Genomic DNA, 18054 nt, shown 5'->3' on the forward strand with positions numbered 1-18054 from the left:
TTCTACCGATCTACATAAGTCCGACCTGTCATTCCCGGCCGAGCGCAGCGAGGGGAAGGGAATCCAGGAGCAGCAGGACGCATTCGTGGCCCCTGGATTCCCTTCCCGCTGCCTTCGGCAGCGCCGGGAATGACAGCGCCCCAACTCGCATGCATGGGTCGATCCGGAGATCGACCCACCTGGTTTCACAGCATCTCCGGCAAGACCTTGTCCGGCGGACTGTGCCCGTCCATGAAGGCACGGATGTTGACGATGACCTTCTCGCCCATGTCGGTCCGGCCCTCGATGGTGGCCGAGCCCATATGCGGCAGCAGCACCACGCGCCCGCTCTTGGCGAGCTTGACCAGGCGGGGATTGACCGCCGGCTCGTGCTCGAACACGTCGAGGCCAGCACCGGCGATCTCGCCGGCATCGAGCATCTTGGCGAGCGTGGTCTCGTCGATCACCTCGCCGCGCGCCGTGTTGATCACCAGGGCCTCGCGCTTGAGCAATTTCAACCGCCGGGCCGAGAGCAGATGATAGGTGGCCGGCGTGTGCGGGCAATTGACCGAGATGATGTCCATGCGGGCCAGCATCTGGTCGAGCGAATCCCAATAGGTCGCCTCCAGCTCGGCCTCGAGGGCAGGGTCGACATGGTGGCGGTTGTGGTAATGTACCTGCAGGCCGAAGGCCTTGGCGCGGCGCGCCAGCGCCTGGCCGATGCGGCCCATGCCGATGATGCCGAGGCGCTTGCCGGTGATGCGGCGCCCGAGCATCCAGGTCGGCGACCAGCCGGGCCAGGCATTGTCGCCCTCGGGAATCACCCTGGAGCCCTCGGTCACGCGCCGGGCCACGGCGAGAATCAGCGCCATGGTCATGTCGGCAGTGTCCTCGGTGAGGACACGGGGCGTGTTGGTCACGGTGATCTTGCGGGCGACCGCTGCCTCGACGTCGATATTGTCGACGCCATTGCCGAAATTGGCGATCAGCTTGAGATTGCTGCCGGCCGCCTCGATCAGGGCCTTGTCGATACGGTCATTGATGGTGGGCACCAGGACGTCGGCCGTCTTGACGGCCTCGATCAGGGCCTCCTGCGACATCTTCTCATCGGTCAGGTTGAGCTGCGCATCGAACAATTCGCGCATGCGGGTTTCCACGCTGTCCGGCAGGCGGCGTGTGACCACGACCCGCGGTTTTTTTCGTAACGACATGCCGACCTCCCGCAAACTTTAAGACGGCGTTCACCGCCCTCAGACAAACTGCGCCGATAAGCCCGCAGCCCGTCGCTGTCCTTCCTCTAACAGACAGGCAAGCGCAGCAACAGAGGTGGTTGCGGGCGAGAGTGTGCGTCGAGGTCCGGCATGTCCCATTACGAAGAAGAAGCGCCCCGTTTAAGTCCCATTGCCAAGATCGGTTTTGCCGGTGCCTTCTGCGCCCTCGTCGTCGCCGGCGGGGTCTACTATCTCCATCACAAGCGGCTGAAGCAACCGCTGGACACGGCCTCCGCAAGCATCAGCGCCGACACCCTCGCCGATCCCACCGTGGCGGCCTTCATCGCCGGTGCGGGCAAGGCCGCCATCCCGGACAAGCAGGCCGACGACGTCACCGGCTCTTTGCCCGATCCCAAGGCCGGCAAGGACCAGCTCGGCCCGGTCTCCGGCCTGCCGATGCCGCGCTTCGTCAGCCTGAAGCCCGACCGGGTGAATGTGCGCCAGGGCCCCTCGCGCGACCAGACCGTGTCCTTCATCTACCAGAAGTCCAACCTGCCGGTGGAAGTGATCGCCGAATTCGAGAACTGGCGGCGCATCCGCGACGCCGACGGCTCCGAAGGCTGGGTGCTGCAGAACCTGCTCTCGGGCAAGCGCACCGCCCTGATCGCGCCCTGGTCCAAGCAGCAGACGCTGCCGCTGCATGCCACCGCCGACGCCAAGGCGACGGCTGTCGCCATGCTGCAGCCCGGCGTGCAGGCCTCGATCAAGACCTGCACCTCGAACTGGTGCCGTATCCAGGGCGAAGGCTTCGACGGCTGGATCCAAGAAAGCAATCTGTGGGGCGCCTATCCCGGCGAAGCGATCGACTGAGACGGGACGGTGCCGCGCCTTCGCCTGATGATCAGCGGGGTCATTTCCCGCGAGCAAGCCGGCGCAGCGGTCGAGGCGGGCGCCGATGCCATCGGGCTCGACCCTGCCGCCTTCCCGCAGGCGGGCCCGGAAGGCAGCGCGATACTGGCGGAGATTGCGCTCGCTTTGCCGCCGGCGGTCACGCCGATCCTGATTACCCCGGCCCTGACGGCCGGCGCCGTGGCCCAGCAGGTCGACGCCTCGGCGGCGCTCGCCGTTCGCCTGGCCAGGCCGATCGCCACCAGCGAATATCCCGGCCTCAAGCGCATCATCCGCGGCCGCAAGATCATCCAGTCCGTCGACCCTGGGAGCAGGGATGCCGATGCCCTGGTGGAGGCCTATGCGTCCCTCCCCGACGCTGTGCATCTGCACGTCGGCAGCGGGGATGATCTGAGCGCCTGCCGGCGCCTGATCGAACTGGCTGACCTGCCTTGCTTTCTCGGGCTGACGGAGCCGACGCTCCTGCCGGCCGCCGCCGCGTTGCGGCCCCACGCCATCGATTTCCAACTCACCGGCGAGGGCACCTTCGATGCGCCGGCCCTGGACCGTTTCGCTGCAACGCTGGCGACCTTCTGACACCAAGTTTCAAAAATACCACACCACCATGGGCCTGGTTTCCCGGGATCGCCCCCGGTTGCGATCCAGCCCGTCCTGCCGCTACGATGGCGCGCCCAATCGGAGCCACCGATGACGAGAGCATTCCTCTTTGCTGCAACAGGCCTCGCCTTTCTGGGCCTGTCCTCAGCCAGCGCCGAAACCGTGACACAGAAGGCCGGCCGGGATGCCACCTTCAAGGCCAGGGACGACGATCCCGCCATGAAGGCCGCCTTCGCCAAGGCCCAGGAAAGCCTGCCCGATTTCATCGACGCCCTGGACGGCAAGGTCAGCGGCGCGAGTGGCTTTGCCGTGAAGGTGCCGATCATCCAGGGCATCCAGACCGAATATTTCTGGCTCAACGAGGTCAGCCACAGGGGAGACCGCTTCACCGGCAAGATCAACAACCGCCCGGAACTGGTGGGCAATGTGACGTTCGGCCAGCCGCTCACCTTTCTGAGGAGCCGGATCCGGGACTGGGGCTACTATCGCGACGGCAAGCTTCAGGGCAATTTCACCACCTGCGTCCTGCTGGCCAAGGAGGATCCGCGCGAGGCCCAGGAACTGAAGGACCAGATCGGCCTGAGTTGCGAAGGCGGCGCCTCGCCGCAATAAGTCGTCGGCCCGCTTCTTTCTCAACCAATAGGGCCTGCCCGCCCCTCACCCCGCCGTCTCGAAACGGCGGTGCGGCCAGGGGTTCACCCCATCCCGCAACCAGGCCAGCGTATCCTGCCAGAAGCCGGCCCGATGTCGGTCATGAAACAGGCTGAAATGACCGATCTCGGCCAGGTTGTAGTCTTGCGGCGTCAGGCGCACCGCGGTCGCCGGGCTCGACCGGTAATAGGCCAGCGCGCGCCGGATGGCCGGCACGGTGCCGAACTCGTCGTCGGACATGGTCACTGCCAGGATCGGTGCGGAAACCGCGGCAAAACGCGCGAGGATCTCCGCCCGCTCCCGGCGCGGATGGCTGTTCTCGGCATGCTTGCCGCGAAAACTCCATTCCAGGGCCACGCCCGCCGGCAGGTCTTCCAGCCAGCCGAGCCGCCGGCCCGGGAAATAGCCGCATATCGCCGTAAGCAGGGGCATGAGCACATGCCAGCGCCAGACCAGCCCCAGGCGGCGGCGCCAGGCATAATCGGGCCAGTAGGCATATTGGGCGCCGACGGTCAGCATCCGATCGATCCAGCGGGCGTTGCCGGCAAGCCCCGGCAGGAAACCACCGATGCTGTGGCCGACCACGAAGAGAGGCCCGTCGGGCCGGTGCTGCCGGGCAAAGCCCAGCACTGCCTCGAAATCACGCGTTCCCCATTCGCTCCAGCGATAGCCGCAACGCTTCAGATCCGCTGGGCGCGACAGACCGATGCCGCGATAGTCATAGGTGACGGCATCGAAGCCCTGCTCGGCAAGGAAGCGCGCATAACGGTGATAGTAGCGGGCAAGCACGCCCGTCGCGGCATTGATGACGACCGTGCCCGCTCCCCCTCTGCCCTCCGCCAGCCAGAGATGGCCGGCGAGAACGACCCCGTCCCCGCAGGTGATCGCGACCGGCGTGGCCGGTGTCATGTCCATCGCCATCGACACTCCTCACTCGCAGGAAGGGATAGCATGGCCGGCGGCAACGGTTATACTCACTTGTCAGTATACGTGAGGGCAAGCCATGTCTGAGCCTGCAACCACCACGCGCGAGCGTATCGTTTCGGCGGCCGCGCGCCTGTTCTACGACAAGGGCATCCGCAATGTCGGCGTCGACGCGGTTGCCGCCAAGGCCGGCATCACCAAGCGCACGCTCTATTATCACTTTACCAGCAAGGACGACCTGATCGCCGCCTATCTGGCGGCACGCGACCAACCCAATCTCGCTCTGTTCCGACGCTGGTTTGGCGAGGCGCAGGGAGACGTCGCGGCCAAGGTCGAGGCGATCTTCTCAAATCTCGCCGTGGCGGCCCGTCATCCGCGCTGGAAGGGATGCGGCTTCCTGCGCACCGCCGCCGAACTCGCCGACCTGCCGGGCCACCCCGCCATCAAGATCGGTGCCGCACACAAGAAGAGCTTTGAAGCCTGGCTGCGGCTCGAACTGGAAAACGCAGGGCTCGACGACACGGCCTTGTTGGCCCGGCAAGTCGTACTCCTGCTCGACGGCAGCTTTGCCGTCGTCCTGCTGCATCGCGACCCCGACTATATGGAAGCTGCCGGCAAGGCGGCCGCCACGCTGATCACCGCCGCTGTCGACAGCAAGGGACTTGGCGGCAAGGGACTTGGCGGCAAGGGACTTGGCGGCAAGAGACTTGGCGGCAAGAGACTTGGCACCAAAGCACCTCCCTCTTCCACGGCAGCCTAGTTATCAATAGCCGGCAAATTCATTGCCCGCCACTGCCGGGCAGCTGCGGATTCATATCAAGGATGGCACCACCCAGGCCACTGGCTTGCCGGCGCACCAGGCTTCGCCCCAACGAAACTGATTGCAAATCAAGATCGGTTATCATAACGTCAAACCAGTTTCGATCTGCAGTCGGTTTTGGAGCGACCTCCCATGTCCAAACTTGTCGTCCGCGGTTTCTCTCTGTCGCTTGATGGCTATGGCGCCGGGCCGGACCAGAGCCTCGACAATCCGCTCGGCGTGAACGGCACCAAATTGCACGGTTGGGCCTGGACGACACGGACCTTTCGCAAGATGTTCGGTGAGGACGGTGGGGAAACGGGCATCGACGACGATTTCGCGGCGCGCAGCATGGAGAATCTCGGCGCCTGGATTCTAGGGCGCAACATGTTCGGCCCGATCCGCGGCCCCTGGCCCGACATGGACTGGAAGGGCTGGTGGGGCGACAATCCTCCTTATCACGTGCCCATCTTCGTGCTGACACATCATGCCCGTGCCCCTCTCGAGATGGAGGGCGGCACGACCTTCCATTTCGTCACGGACGGCATCGAATCCGCGCTGCGGCAAGCAAGGACCGCGGCCGGCGACAAGGACGTGCGGGTCGGCGGCGGAGTCTCGACCGTGCATCAATATCTCAAGGCGCGCCTCATCGACGACATGCATCTGGTCGTTTCACCGGTCCTGCTCGGCAAGGGCGAGAACTTCTTCGAGGGGATCGATCTGCCAGCCCTCGGCTATCGCTTCGCCGAACGCGTTACGACACCGATGGCCACCCATCTCACCATTGTCAGGAGTTGATGCACTCAGCCCTGCCTCACCACCTCCCAATCCAGCTCGAAACGCGCCAGATATTTGCGCAGGCGATCGGCATCGTTCGAGCTCGCCTTGGCCTGGCGCGATGCCGCGAACAGCGCACGGCCGGCCGCGCTGAGGGACGCGTTGGAGCGGCAGACGCGCACCACCTCGGCCAGTTGCACCTGGTCGAAACGGTCGATACCGGCGACACGCTCCTCACCGAGGAGATCGGCCAGCAACCTGTCCGCGCCCTCGACGTCGCCAGCTCGCCAATGCCGGACGAGGCGGGCGATTTCCTCGGCAACCCCATCCTCGGTGATGCGCCCACCCGGCGCCAGGGTCGCCATGCGGGTGACGGAAGCCGAGAGGTCGCGAAAATTGGCGGTCCAGCGCGCTTCCGGCGCCGTCGCAAAGCTGAGATAGCGGGCGCGCGCCTCGCGATTGAAGGCGATGTTTTCGCCCTCGCGCTCGGCATAACGCGTGAGTTCGAAATCGAGATTGGGCTCGATGTCCTCGCGGCGCGCGGCCAGGCCCGGCAATTCGAAAGTCCAGAGATTGAGGCGCGCCAGCAGGTCCTCACGGAACTTGCCCGAACGCACATCCACCGAAAGGTCGCGATTGGTGCCGGCGATCAACTGGAAATCGCTGACCGCCTCCTTGTCGGCGCCGACCGGCAGGAAGCGCTTCTCCTCGATGGCCCTGAGGATCATGGCCTGCTCGTCGAGGCCGAGTTCACCGATCTCGTCCATGAACAGCAATCCGCCATCGGCCGCCCGCAGGAGCCCGGCCCGGTCGGTCTGGGCGCCGGTGAAAGCCCCCCTGATATGGCCGAACAGGGCCGACATCGTATGGTCGCCGCGCAAGGTAGCACAGTTGACCTCGACGAAATCGCCCGCGAGCTGGCGCCGCGCCTGCTTGAGCTCGAAGATGCGCCGGGCCAGCAGCGACTTGCCGGCCCCGGTCGGCCCCGTCAGCAGCACCGGCGCGCGCGAGCGCATCGCCACCCGCTCGATCTGGTCGATCATGGCGTTGAAGGCGGAATTGCGGGTCGGGATACCGGATTTGAGGAAGGAGGTCGCCTCGTGTGCCTCGGCCCGGAAGCGGCTGGCGATGGCATCGTAACGCGAGAGGTCGAGATCCACGATCGAATAGGAACCGGCGACACCTTCGCCCTGGCGCTTGGGCGGCGAGAGCTGGATCAGTTTGCCGGGCACATAATGAGCCTCGGTCAGCAGGAACCAGCAGATCTGGGCGACATGGGTGCCGGTGGTGATGTTGACGAGATACTCCTCCTCCTCGGCATCGAAGGGATAGGCCCTGGCGAAATCATAGAGGGCCCCGTAGACCTCCTGGAAATCCCAGGCATCGGCGAGATTCATGATGTGCCTGACAACCTGCGTGTCCGGCGAGATCACGGCGATGTCGCCCGCGATCCGCTCGGCTAGCGAGGTTGCCCTGATGTCGTGGATCAGTTCGAGGCGGTCGATGGGCAGGTCCCCCTGCTGGCAGAGCGCCACGGTCGGCCGCCAGCGCTCCCAGCGCTTGTCGCGCTTGCCGCTGTCCAGGCTGACGCCGAGGAAGCCGATGGCCACACGCTTCTTCATTCGATCCCCCCTGGGAACGCAATGTTTTCAGGAAAGAGCAGGCTGGAGGCCTGCGATCCCAGGAACGACCCGTCGCTTTGTAAGTTATATCATGGGATATCTTGTTATCGGAAAATATAAATTCTGGACTCAAGCTTTCCGCTCAAGAAATTCACTTTAAGCTCGCTGGATTTTTTTATCATTCAAAATCAATATCTTATAAAATAATTCCCGCCCCCCTCTCCACTTGGCACGCTCCCTGCTATCAGATCCCCGTAACAAACGAGGATGATTGTCATGGCAAATAAGTCGCTGTTTGCCTCCTTTGTGGGGAAGATGCTGCCGAAGGCCGATACCGCCAACAAGCACGGGGCCCCGGCCTATAAGTTCACCCCGCGCCACGCACTGGCCCAGCTCGCCGTCACCGGCACGCTGAACCGCACCTTCTATGCCAGCGCCACGGCGCAGCTCGACGAGACGCTCAAGGCGGTCTGCGAGGTGGAGAGCGCGTTCATTGCCAAGGCGGCCATCTATGCCCGCCAGCGCGGCCATATGAAGGATATGCCGGCCTTGCTGCTCGCCTATCTTTCCATGCTGCAGACGGGCGATTTCGCCAAGGCGTTTCCGCGCGTGGTCGACAACGGCAAGATGCTGCGCAACTTCGTCCAGGTGATGCGTTCGGGCGCCGTCGGCCGTAAGTCTCTCGGGACCCGGCCGAAGAAGCTGGTCCAAGCCTGGCTCGAGACCGCCTCGGACATCGAGATCATGCGCGCCAGCGTCGGCAATGCGCCCTCGCTCGCGGACGTGATCAAGATGGTCCACCCCAAGCCCGCCGACAAGGCGCGCGAGGCGCTCTATGCCTGGCTGATCGGGCGCCCCTACGATGTGACGGCTCTGCCTGACGTCGCTCGGGCGTTCGAGGCCTTCAAGCAGGATCCGTCACTGCCGGTACCGGCCGTGCCGTTCCAGATGCTGACGGCGCTGCCGCTCACCCGGCAGCACTGGGCCGCCATCGCCGACAAGGCAGGCTGGCAGATGCTGCGGATGAACCTCGCCACCTTCGCGCGCCACGGCGTGTTCGAGGTGGAGGGCTTCGCCGAAAAGCTTGCCAAGCGGCTCGCCGATGGCGAGGCCATCAAGCGGGCACGGGTGTTCCCGTATCAGCTGATGATGGCCTATGCGCAGGCCGGGCAGGACGTCCCGTCCGTCGTGCGCGAGGCGCTGCATGACGCGATGGAGATCGCGGTCGCCAACGTGCCAGCGATCAAGGGCCGCGTGGTCGTCTGCCCGGACGTTTCGGGTTCGATGTCCTCGCCGGTCACCGGCTATCGTCCAGGCGCGACCACGCAGGTGCGCTGCATCGACGTGGCCGGCCTGGTGGCGGCTTCGGTGCTTCGGGCCAATCCGTCGGCCCGGGTGATCCCGTTCGAGCAGGCCGTGGTCCGCGTGGACCTCGAGCCGCGCGACACGGTGATGACCAATGCACGCAAGCTCGCCTCCATCGGCGGCGGCGGCACCAACTGCTCGGCGCCGCTGGAGAAGCTGGCGAACGAGCGGGCCAAGGTGGATCTGGTGATCTTCGTCTCGGACAACCAGTCCTGGATCGATGCGCGCCGGGGCGGCGAGGCCACGCAGATGATGCAGCTGTGGGAGCGGGTGAAGACCGGCAATCCCAGTGCCAAGCTCGTCTGCCTGGACATCCAGCCCTACACGACCACCCAGGTGCAGGAGCGCGCCGACGTGATGAACATCGGTGGCTTCTCGGACGCAGTGTTCGACACCATCGCGGCCTTCAAGAAGGGCGAGATGGGCGCAGAGCACTGGGTCGGCGAGATCGAGAAGATCGAGCTCTGATACGACATGATTTCCGGTCGGCGGCTTCGTGCTGCCGGCCGGAGCCAAAGCCGCGGCGAATGCCTGGGGAATTACAGCTTCAGGTGATCGTTGGCCCCCGACGCTCACGTCGCAAGACGAAGCTGCCGGAACAGGCGCGATGCCGTCTCGACCGCTTCGGCGGGCAAGGCGGCCGTCGTTTCCCACAACCTCGTCGCTGCGGCCTATTCATTGGAGATTTTTTCAGACGCCACGGCAAATGCCGACGGAACTACAGACTTTGAATCCCGGGGTCGCGGGTTCGAATCCCGCTGCGGCGCAAGCTGCATAGCTCAGATGGTTAGAGCACGGACCGCCGCAAGGCGGTAACGTTTCGTCATTCTTGTTGCCGTGGCCGTCATCATCAGGAGATTTCTATCGAAACGGCGAATGCCGGTGGAACTACAGCCTTCACGCTCCAGGTCGCGGGTTCAATTCCCGCCAGGCCGCAAGGCCTGTAGCTCAGTGGGTAGAGCGGGATGTTTCACCATTCCTCGTCGCCGTGGCCGATCCCGGCTATTGCAACCAGCGGCGAATGCCGTCGGGACTACAGGTAGAACACCCTTCCAAAGCAAAGGGAGCCGGCGCATCAAGGCGCCCCGCGCAAGCGGTAGTTCAGCAGCAACCGTCCCGTCATGCCTCGTCGCCGCACCTATTTCGACTGAAAGGAATTTCGACACGTCACGGCGAATGCGAATGGGAATACAGCACCACAGGGCGCTGCAGCCGCGAACTGCACCCGACTCACCGTTATCGGGAGCCCGTTCTCATCCCTCTCGTCGCCGTGGCCCTTTGACGATACCGAGCAGAGCGGCGAATGCCGATGGAACTACATGGTCCTCCTGGTTCGAATCCGGAACCTTGCGCCAGGCCGAAAGGCCCCGCGCGGGTGAAGAGGTTTCATCCCTTTCGTCGCCGCGTCTGCCCGGCCTGATTTGGAACGTTGCGGCGAATGCCGGCGGAACTACATGGCTATTCCCCAAGTGATGCGGGTTCGAGTCCCGTCGGGTCCACCATAGGGCGTCTCGTCGGTTATGGTTCGGAGTTTGATGAGGTCAAAAATGGCGAGATGGGAGGAGCGAGCGCTGCCAAGACTTTCGTCTTGGCAAGCGAAGCGACACTGCAGATGGCCATTTTTCACCTCACCGCTTTGCGGCGGGACGCTTTTGGCCGATGAGCACGTCGGGTTTCGTAGCAAGCCGTGAGGCTTGCGTCCTCCCCCTCCTTCTCCTCGGCCAAAATCGCTCCCGTCAAACCCAAAACCATAACCGACGAGACGCCCTATGGGCCCGTAGCTCAATGGTAGAGCATATGTTTCGCCATTCCTCGTCGCCGCAGCGTTCCTTTCTACTTCCGGCGAATGCCGGCAGGGCTTTCATCTTGATTAGGCGCAAGCCACCGGCCTGAAAAGTCGGTGATCGTCCGAAAACGGACATCGGATGCCTGCCACTTCTCGTCGCCGTCCCGCCCCTTCCGCTACTCCGGATCGGCTTCCGCCTCCAGCCGACAGCGCAGCGTACTTATCAGGCGCAGGCAGGCCGCCACATCCTCAGCCGCCAATCCCTGCGCAAGGGCGTCCACCCAAGGCTTCTGCAGCCGGTTCGCCGCCTCGTAGGCAGCCTTTCCCCTTGCCGTCATCACCACCAGCCTGGCCCGGCGATGATGGGGATTGTCGCGGAAGTCGAGAATGCCCTCTTGCGCCAATTCGTTGACGATACGCTGCACGCCCTGGCGGTTGAGGCCCATGGAACGGGCAAGATGGGCCACGGGCTGCGGCGTGCCGGCCAGCGCGACGGCGCCGAGGACCTGCCAGCGCGCACTGCTCAACCCCACTCCTGACACCAGCCGGTCGCCGGCCGCAAGCAGGCGGCCATTCAGGCGGAACACCTCGAGGATGAGGGCCGTGACGCCTTCGCCGGCCAAAGCGGGGTCCGATTCGTTCATTGACAATATATATCCAATTTGACAACATATTGTCAAATTGGAGTTGCCCCATGCTGATTGGCCAGATCGCGCTCGTCCTTGCAGCCGCCTTCACCGGGGCGGCCATCTACATCAATGTTGCCGAACAGCCGGCCCGCCTCAGCCTCGACGACGCCTCCCTGCTGGCGCAATGGAAGCCCAGCTATGCGCGCGGCTTCGCCATGCAGGCCAGCCTCGCCGTCGTCTCCGGTCTTGCCGGCATCGCGGCCGCCTGGCTCGCCGGCGGCTGGCTCTGGCTGGTCGGTGCCGCGCTGATCCTGGCGAACTGGCCCTATACCTTGCTGGGCATCATGCCGACCAACCGGCTCCTGGAGGCAACGCCGAACCATGAGGCAGGGGCGCGGACGCGCCTGCTCATCCGGCGTTGGGGTGGGCTGCACGCTGTCCGCACCGCACTCGGCGCGACGGCAACACTGGCCTATCTCGTCGCTTCGCTGTGAGGTCCGCCCCCGACATCGGCCAGCTCGGCCCGCAACCAGGTATCGAAGGCCTTTACCTTGGGTGAAGGCCTGCGGCGCGCCGAGCTCACCAGCCAATAGGCCAGGCCGGTCTGAACGGGGCGCGGGAACGGCGAAACCAGGCGGCCGTCGCGCAGCGCGTCCTGGGCCAGGGTCTGCCAGCCGATCGACACGCCCTGGCCGGCGATCGCGGCATCGAGACAAAGCGCTGCATCCGAAAAGGCGGGGCCAGCCGCGAGCGGCAGATCCGCCTTGCCATAGGCGGCCAGCCAGATCGGCCAGCTTTCCGGGGAGTTATAGTCGATGATGGCGGGAAGCCGCACCAGATCCTCGATCTCCCGAATGCCGGCCGCCAGGGCAGGCGAGCAGAGCGGAAACAGGCTCTGATCCATGAGGTAGTCCGCCCTTACGCCCGGCCAGGGTCCCGCACCGACGCGCACGCCGACATCGACGTCCGAGGTGTCGAAATCCACCCGCTCAACCGAGGCATCGATACGCAACTGCAGGCCCGGATGCGCCTCATGGAAGCGATGCAGGCGCGGCACCAGCCATTTGGCGGCGAGAACCGGCGCGACCGTCACCGTCAGCACATGCTCGGCCCGGGCTTCGGCCGTGGCCAAGGCCTGTGAGATCTCCCGGAAGCCGCGGGTGAGGCCCGCGAGCAGGGACTGCCCGAGCGGTGTCGGCACCAGCCCCTTCGGCCCGCGCGTGAAGATCGGTCGTCCCAAGCGCTGCTCAGCCTTGAGCACCTGCTGGCTGACCGCGCCCACGGTGACGCCGAGCTCCTCGGCGGCCTTCGCCATCGAGCCCAGGCGCCCGGCAGCCTCGACCGCCCGCAAGGCGCCGAGCTGATATCGCAGCAGACTGTCCATATAGTTTTTCTATAGGATGATCGCGCAGAACTCCATTTCTTTCCTCCCCTGTTTGCAGGAAATTCGAGAGCAAGAACCGAGGTATATTTCTCACATGCTGACCATCAGGATACTCAAGACCCTTAAGCAGCGCTGGACCGGTCTTCGGTTGATGCCGGCCGGTGGCCTGGAGCCGCTCGACCATCCCAGCCTGCAGGCCATGTCCCTGCGGGAACTGGCCGACCTGCCGCTGGAGCCGCCACCGGCACCCGGCCATGATGCGGGTGTGCTCGCGTGCAATCCAGGCAAGGCGACCGCCTGTCGGACACCGGCACACCAGGCCTTACGGGGAACCGCAATCGCCGCGCGCTAGCCAGGTATCGAGGACGCCCTGGGACCTGCTACTCCACTCCGTCATATGCCTTCTGCAGCGCCGTGATGTCGAACTTGATCGCCTGCAGCACGGCGGCCATGACGCGCTGTGCCTTGGCCTGGTCGGGATCGGCCAGCAGCGTGGGCAGGATCGAGGGCACGATCTGCCAGTGCACGCCATAGCGGTCCTTGAGCCAGCCGCAATGGATCAACTCGCCCTTTTCGCCCAGCGCCCCCCACAGCCGGTCGATCTCGGCCTGGTCGGCGCAGTCGATATGGAAGGAAACGGCGTGGTTATAGTCGCATTTTTCGCCGCCATTGAGGGCGAGATAGCTCTCGCCGGCGAGGGTGAAGCGGACCATCAGCACAGTGCCGGCTTTGCCGCCCGGGCCATCGGCAACGTTGCGCTGCACATGGTCGATGCGCGAATCCGGCAGCAGCGACACATAGAAATTGGCGGCCTCCTCGGCCTCTCCCGCAAACCACAGGCATGGCGAAATCTTGGACATGACGTTCTCCTCCGAGGCCTCATCGCGGCCTGATGCCCCAAGGACGAAGGAAGACCTGCCGATCCGACAAGACCGTCAAATTTGGCCATGCATCTCGGCTGCGAATTTTATGTTTAGGGACAGTTCAAGAATAGGCGCTCTGATCGATTGTCATCCCCGGCGCCGCCGCAGGCGGCGGGAAGGGGATCGCTTCGCTCACGAGAAGCTCGGCCGGGAATGACAGTGCGCTTATTCTTGAACGGTCCCTTACATGCCGCTGAGCCGGGCCTGCATGAAGTCCACGAAGACACGGACTTTCGGCGAGAGATGCCGGTTGGACGGCCATATCATGTTGAAGTTGCGCGGCCCGCCCACGTGGTCCGGCAGCACGGTCCGCAGCGTTCCGGCCTCGACGGCATCGTGCACCAGGAAATCCGGCATGACGCCAATGCCGAGGCCACCGAGCGTGGCGCCACGCATGGCTTCCATGTTGTTGCAGGTGAAGATGGTGCGCGTACGCGGCTCCGCCTCGTCCGGCGGCAGGATCAAGGGCCATTCCAGCATCCTGCCGCTGTTGAGGAAGCGGTAGCGGATGGCAAGGTGACCGTCGAGATCGCGCAGCTTCAGCGGCGTGCCGTGGCGCTCCAGATAGGCCGGCGAAGCGAACAGCATCTGCCGGAAGGAGCAGAACACGCGCGACATCAGCCGGGAATCCGGGAGCTCGCCACTACGGACGGCAATATCGACGCCTTCCTCCACCAGGTCGACCAGCCGGTCGTTGAAATCGAAATCGAGCTCGATCTCCGGATAGAGCGCGGTGAACTCCGGCATCAGGGGCATGAGGATGTGGTAGGTGACGACCGGCGTCGAAACCCGCAACCTGCCCCGTGGGGCGTCACGCGAACCGGCCACGATGGCCCAGGCATCGTCGAGATCGTCGAGGATGCGGCGGCAGCGCTCGTGAAACAGGCGCCCTTCCTCGGTGAGGCGGATGGTGCGGGTGGTACGCTGGAACAAGCGGACGCCGAGATCCTGCTCCAGCTTGGCGACAGCCTTGCCGACGGCCGAGGCCGAGAGGCCGAGCACCCGTCCGGCCGCGGCGAAGCTGCCAAGGTCCGCCGTGCGCACGAAGGCGGTGAGATTGCCGCTCCTGTCCATAGTCTCTCCGCCATTCCGGAATTTCATTCCGTTATCTTCGGAACACAGCCCCTATTTTACCAATAATGCGGCAAGAATAGATTGCTCGCAACGGGTCGGGCCATTTTCACCAGGCAAACCTCCACGCGGGGCGCCCTGGATCGGGCCGGTGACTTGCCACCCATCTTTCGAGCATCGATTTCATGACAGACCCAACCTTGGCTCCGAGCGCGGCCCGCAAGGCGCTCATCCTGCTCTCCGTCTGCCTTACCGCCATCGCCATGCCCTTGACCTTCACCGGACCGGCGGTCGTGCTGACCGCGATCGCGCAAACACTGGGCGGCAGTCCGGTCGCCCTGAACTGGGTGACAAACGCCTTCATGCTAACCTTCGGCAGTGCCCTGATGGCCGCCGGCGCCCTGTCGGACAGCTTCGGCCGCAAGCGCGTCTTCCTGACCGGCGTTGCCGGCTTCGCCCTGGCCTCGCTGGCCCTGGTTGGGGCGCACTCCATCCTGATCTTCGACCTGCTGCGCGCTCTGCAGGGGCTTGCCGCTGCCGCGGCCTTCGCCGGCGGCATGGCGGCGCTGGCGCAGGAATTTTCCGGCGGCGCACGCATGCGGGCCTTCAGCGTCGTCGGCGCCAGCTTCGGCGCCGGCCTGTCCTTCGGCCCGATCAGTTCAGGCCTGATGAGCGCGACCTTCGGCTGGCCCAGCATCTTCCTGGCGGTCGTCGCGCTGACAGCGGCCTCCTTCATCATCGGCATCATCGTGCTCAGGGAATCCCGCGATCCCCTGGCTCGCGGACTGGATTGGCCGGGCGCGACCAGCTTCACCCTCGCCTTGACCCTGTTCACCTATGGCGTCCTGCAGGCCCCCGAAAGCGGCTGGACCGACCCGCTCGTCGGCGCCCTGCTCCTCGGCGCTCTCGCCCTGATGGCACTGTTCGTACGCATCGAGCTCAACTCGCCCCGCCCGATGCTCGACCTCAGCCTGTTCCGCTACGGCCGCTTCGTCGGCGTGCAATTGCTGGCGGCCGCGCCCGCCTATGCCTTCGTGGTGCTGCTGATCCTGCTGCCGATCCGTCTCGTCGGTATCGAGGGTGTCGGCGGGGTGACCGCCGGCCTGATGATGATGGCCCTGTCCGCCCCACTGCTGGTTCTGCCGCTCCTGGCCGGCTGGCTTTCGCGCTGGATCGCACCGGCCCTGATCTGCGGTCTCGGCCTGCTGGTCTCAGCAGTTGGACTGGCCTGGCTGAGCTTCATCCCCGTCGGCGGCGACGTCAACGCCATGCTCTTGCCCATGGCCGTGATCGGCATCGGCATCAGCCTGCCCTGGGGCCTGATGGACGGCCTCGCCGTCTCCGTGGTGCCGAGCGAGCGCGCCGGCATGGCGACCGGCATCTTCTCCACCGTCCGCGTTGCCGGGGAAGGCGTGGCGCTTGCCATCGTCAGCGCCGTGCTCTCGGCCCTGACATCAGGCCACCTTGCCGGCGAACACACCCGGGAAGGGGCTCAGAAGCTGGTGACGGGCGATGTTGCCGGTGCCGCCGGCGCGCTGCCGCAATTGGCCCGTCCGGCGCTGATCCAGGCTTATGGCGAGGCTTTCGCCACGCTGCTCCTGCTGCTTGCCGCCATCACCGTGGTCACCGCCGTCGTGGTCTTCGTCTTCCTCGGGCGCCGGGAAATGCCACGGGACGACGTCCCGGCAGAGACGGTCTGCGCCTCGGCGAACGGCTGAACGCCTCACACCGGCAACCAGCCTGAAGACCAAGGAAAAGGGGGCCGAAGAGCCCCCTTTTCTCATATGCCCAGCCGGTGTCGATTTGCGGCAATGCCCTCAGAACATCCGCTTGATGCGGATGCCGCCGACCACCGAGTTGAGCTTCTCCTTCGGCTTGGCATCGGAGAAGGTCTCGGTGCCGAGTTCGCGATCGAACTCCGAGCGGATGTAGGAGACCTCGCCCGTCACGGAGAGGCCCTTGACGATCATGTAGGTCAGGTTGCCGGTGATGGCATATTCCTTGGCCTTCAGGTCCTGGCCATTGCTGCCGGCGCCGTCATAGCGCGTGTCGATATAGCTCGGCACGATGTTGAAGCCCCATTGCGGCGTGAAATTGCCGCCCAGCTCCGCCGTGACAGACCAGCCCTTGCCGGCTTCGAGCCGCGAAAACCCGTTGCGGTAATAGAAGTCCTGCGAGCGGAGGGCATAGAGGTTGTCGGCGCCGAGATAGTCCAGCGCGCCATCGGCATACTGGCCTTCGATCACCAGATGCCCGTCCTGGAGCTGCGGGATCTTGATCAGCACGTCGCCGCCGATCGCATAGCCCCATTTGTTCTGGTGCCGCAGGGCGACGTCATCGGCTGGATCGTCCGGCGTACCATTGTCATAGCGCGAGGCGCTGCGGAACTGGTGGGCTGCCGCCTGGAGCGCCACCGTACCCCATTCCTGGTCGAGCCGGAGGACGCCGACGACATCCGGCACCTGCTGGCCGCCCTGATAGGCGAACACGTCGTTCTGGCGGTGATCACGGCCATCTTCGACCGACAGGGTGGCCGAGAAGCCGCCGCCGAACTGTGCCGTGTAGGCGATGAGGTTCACCGTGTTCGACTGGGCGTAATAGGGGCCGAAGATGGTGTTGCCATAGTCATTGTCGTAGAAGCCGAAGAAGGAATGCGCATAACCGGCCGTCAGCCCGCCGAACTGGATGAAGGCCTTGTCGATGGTGAAGCGGTTGCGCTGCTCCGTCCCGTTGATCCGCGTGGCGGTGTTGCTGTCCGCATTGATCTGGAAATAGGAGCGCAGCAGGCCCCATTCGGTCTCGGTGCGGGCATCGAACCAGACACGGGCCTGGGCGTTGAAGGCAGTGCGATTGTCGTCGCGATTGAACTTGCCGCCGCCATAGACGCGATAGTCTATGCGGAACTCGCTGCCGATGCGCAGGCAGGTGTCGCTGCCCGGAATATAGAAGAAGCCAGGTCCAAAGGCCGTACAGACCTTCACATATTCAACGGCCTCGCCCTTGGTCATGGGAAGATCCGCCGCATGGGCAGCCGCAAAACTGGTAAGGCCGGCCACAGCCCCCAAAATAAATGATTTTTTTATCATGATTTCCTCCAAGAAAACATCTGCCGACTGACAAAAGATGGAAGGTCTTCGGATTAAAATCCTATCGGCATCAGAAGCAAAATTACGAAATTAAAAAATTTACCAGCCGAATCTGGACCAATCGGACCAGGGCGACAATACAAATTCTTATCACATGCCTGAAAATGGCCGCTTTTTAGCCTCCTTGTTACTGAAAAGTCACAATGCAGCAGCGGCATGATGCAACTCCGCCTTGCACCAGTGGTGACCAGAGTGCGCTGCCTGGCCAAGGGGAGAGCCCCATCCGGGCACAAAAAAGGCGGGCCCGGGGACCCGCCTTGCAGCCAACCGGCACGGGTTGG

17 protein-coding genes are annotated in these 18054 nt (G+C 64.4%); 9 read left to right on the forward strand and 8 right to left on the reverse strand.

The genetic code is table 11. The features are described 5' to 3' along the window. Nucleotides 1-185: 185 nt before the first annotated feature. Nucleotides 186-1190: a D-glycerate dehydrogenase gene (locus BA190_RS24575; RefSeq protein ID WP_068293839.1), complete on the reverse strand. Its 1005-nt coding sequence runs from the start codon at nt 1188-1190 to the stop codon at nt 186-188. Between the two features lie 150 nt (nt 1191-1340). Between BA190_RS24575 and BA190_RS24580 the strand changes: the two genes are divergently transcribed. The 3 genes from BA190_RS24580 (at nt 1341) to BA190_RS24590 (ending at nt 3308) form a co-directional block, all read left to right on the forward strand. After that, complete coding sequence (locus BA190_RS24580) at nt 1341-2060, forward strand: SH3 domain-containing protein (RefSeq protein WP_082980016.1); 720 nt, start codon at nt 1341-1343, stop codon at nt 2058-2060. 9 nt (nt 2061-2069) lie between these two features. Further along, a complete protein-coding gene (locus BA190_RS24585) occupies nt 2070-2675 on the forward strand; it encodes a hypothetical protein (RefSeq protein WP_068293844.1) in 606 nt (201 codons plus the stop codon). 111 nt (nt 2676-2786) lie between these two features. Next, nucleotides 2787-3308, forward strand: coding sequence for a YegJ family protein (locus tag BA190_RS24590; RefSeq protein ID WP_068293847.1), 522 nt, complete (start codon nt 2787-2789; stop codon nt 3306-3308). Nucleotides 3309-3353: 45 nt separating this feature from the next. Here the strand turns inward: BA190_RS24590 and BA190_RS24595 are convergent, their stop codons facing one another. Continuing rightward, a complete protein-coding gene (locus BA190_RS24595) occupies nt 3354-4268 on the reverse strand; it encodes an alpha/beta fold hydrolase (protein WP_245314947.1) in 915 nt (304 codons plus the stop codon). A gap of 82 nt (nt 4269-4350) precedes the next feature. Here BA190_RS24595 and BA190_RS24600 point away from each other — a divergent pair, with 82 nt between their 5' ends. Both BA190_RS24600 and BA190_RS24605 read left to right on the forward strand, forming a co-directional pair. Next, nucleotides 4351-5031 (forward strand): TetR/AcrR family transcriptional regulator, encoded by a 681-nt coding sequence (locus BA190_RS24600; RefSeq protein ID WP_082980017.1) that lies wholly within the window; start codon nt 4351-4353, stop codon nt 5029-5031. Between the two features lie 192 nt (nt 5032-5223). Continuing rightward, on the forward strand, nt 5224-5868 hold the full coding sequence (locus BA190_RS24605) for a dihydrofolate reductase family protein (RefSeq protein ID WP_068293852.1): 645 nt from the start codon (nt 5224-5226) through the stop codon (nt 5866-5868). Between the two features lie 5 nt (nt 5869-5873). Here the strand turns inward: BA190_RS24605 and rtcR are convergent, their stop codons facing one another. Then, nucleotides 5874-7469, reverse strand: coding sequence for an RNA repair transcriptional activator RtcR (gene rtcR, locus BA190_RS24610; RefSeq protein ID WP_068293856.1), 1596 nt, complete (start codon nt 7467-7469; stop codon nt 5874-5876). Between the two features lie 276 nt (nt 7470-7745). On the opposite strand from rtcR, the gene BA190_RS24615 reads away from it, so the two are divergent. Beyond that, nucleotides 7746-9302 (forward strand): TROVE domain-containing protein, encoded by a 1557-nt coding sequence (locus BA190_RS24615; RefSeq protein WP_068293870.1) that lies wholly within the window; start codon nt 7746-7748, stop codon nt 9300-9302. 1494 nt (nt 9303-10796) lie between these two features. Here the strand turns inward: BA190_RS24615 and BA190_RS24625 are convergent. Beyond that, nucleotides 10797-11264, reverse strand: coding sequence for a MarR family winged helix-turn-helix transcriptional regulator (locus tag BA190_RS24625; protein WP_068293875.1), 468 nt, complete (start codon nt 11262-11264; stop codon nt 10797-10799). Nucleotides 11265-11317: 53 nt separating this feature from the next. On the opposite strand from BA190_RS24625, the gene BA190_RS24630 reads away from it, so the two are divergent. Then, nucleotides 11318-11743: a DUF1772 domain-containing protein gene (locus BA190_RS24630; protein ID WP_068294076.1), complete on the forward strand. Its 426-nt coding sequence runs from the start codon at nt 11318-11320 to the stop codon at nt 11741-11743. Here BA190_RS24630 and BA190_RS24635 read toward each other — a convergent pair. Beyond that, a complete protein-coding gene (locus BA190_RS24635; RefSeq protein WP_068293878.1) occupies nt 11722-12633 on the reverse strand; it encodes a LysR substrate-binding domain-containing protein in 912 nt (303 codons plus the stop codon). The genes BA190_RS24630 and BA190_RS24635 overlap by 22 nt on opposite strands. Before the next feature lie 94 nt (nt 12634-12727). Between BA190_RS24635 and BA190_RS24640 the strand changes: the two genes are divergently transcribed. Further along, nucleotides 12728-12985: a hypothetical protein gene (locus BA190_RS24640; RefSeq protein ID WP_068293883.1), complete on the forward strand. Its 258-nt coding sequence runs from the start codon at nt 12728-12730 to the stop codon at nt 12983-12985. 28 nt (nt 12986-13013) lie between these two features. Here the strand turns inward: BA190_RS24640 and BA190_RS24645 are convergent, their stop codons facing one another. Both BA190_RS24645 and BA190_RS24650 read right to left on the reverse strand, forming a co-directional pair. Continuing rightward, nucleotides 13014-13493: a VOC family protein gene (locus BA190_RS24645; RefSeq protein ID WP_068293886.1), complete on the reverse strand. Its 480-nt coding sequence runs from the start codon at nt 13491-13493 to the stop codon at nt 13014-13016. A 246-nt stretch (nt 13494-13739) separates the two neighbouring features. Next, complete coding sequence (locus tag BA190_RS24650) at nt 13740-14630, reverse strand: LysR family transcriptional regulator (protein WP_068293889.1); 891 nt, start codon at nt 14628-14630, stop codon at nt 13740-13742. 182 nt (nt 14631-14812) lie between these two features. Here BA190_RS24650 and BA190_RS24655 point away from each other — a divergent pair, with 182 nt between their 5' ends. After that, a complete protein-coding gene (locus tag BA190_RS24655) occupies nt 14813-16345 on the forward strand; it encodes an MFS transporter (RefSeq protein WP_068293890.1) in 1533 nt (510 codons plus the stop codon). Nucleotides 16346-16444: 99 nt separating this feature from the next. On the opposite strand, the gene BA190_RS24660 is transcribed toward BA190_RS24655, so the two are convergent. Continuing rightward, nucleotides 16445-17635 carry a porin gene (locus BA190_RS24660; protein WP_162275206.1) on the reverse strand — a complete coding sequence of 397 codons (1191 nt, stop codon included), beginning with the start codon at nt 17633-17635 and terminating at the stop codon, nt 16445-16447. Between the last annotated feature and the right edge of the window lie 419 nt (nt 17636-18054).

This window comes from Labrys sp. WJW, assembly GCF_001676615.1.
GTDB classification, from domain to species: Bacteria; Pseudomonadota; Alphaproteobacteria; order Rhizobiales; family Labraceae; genus Labrys; species Labrys sedimenti.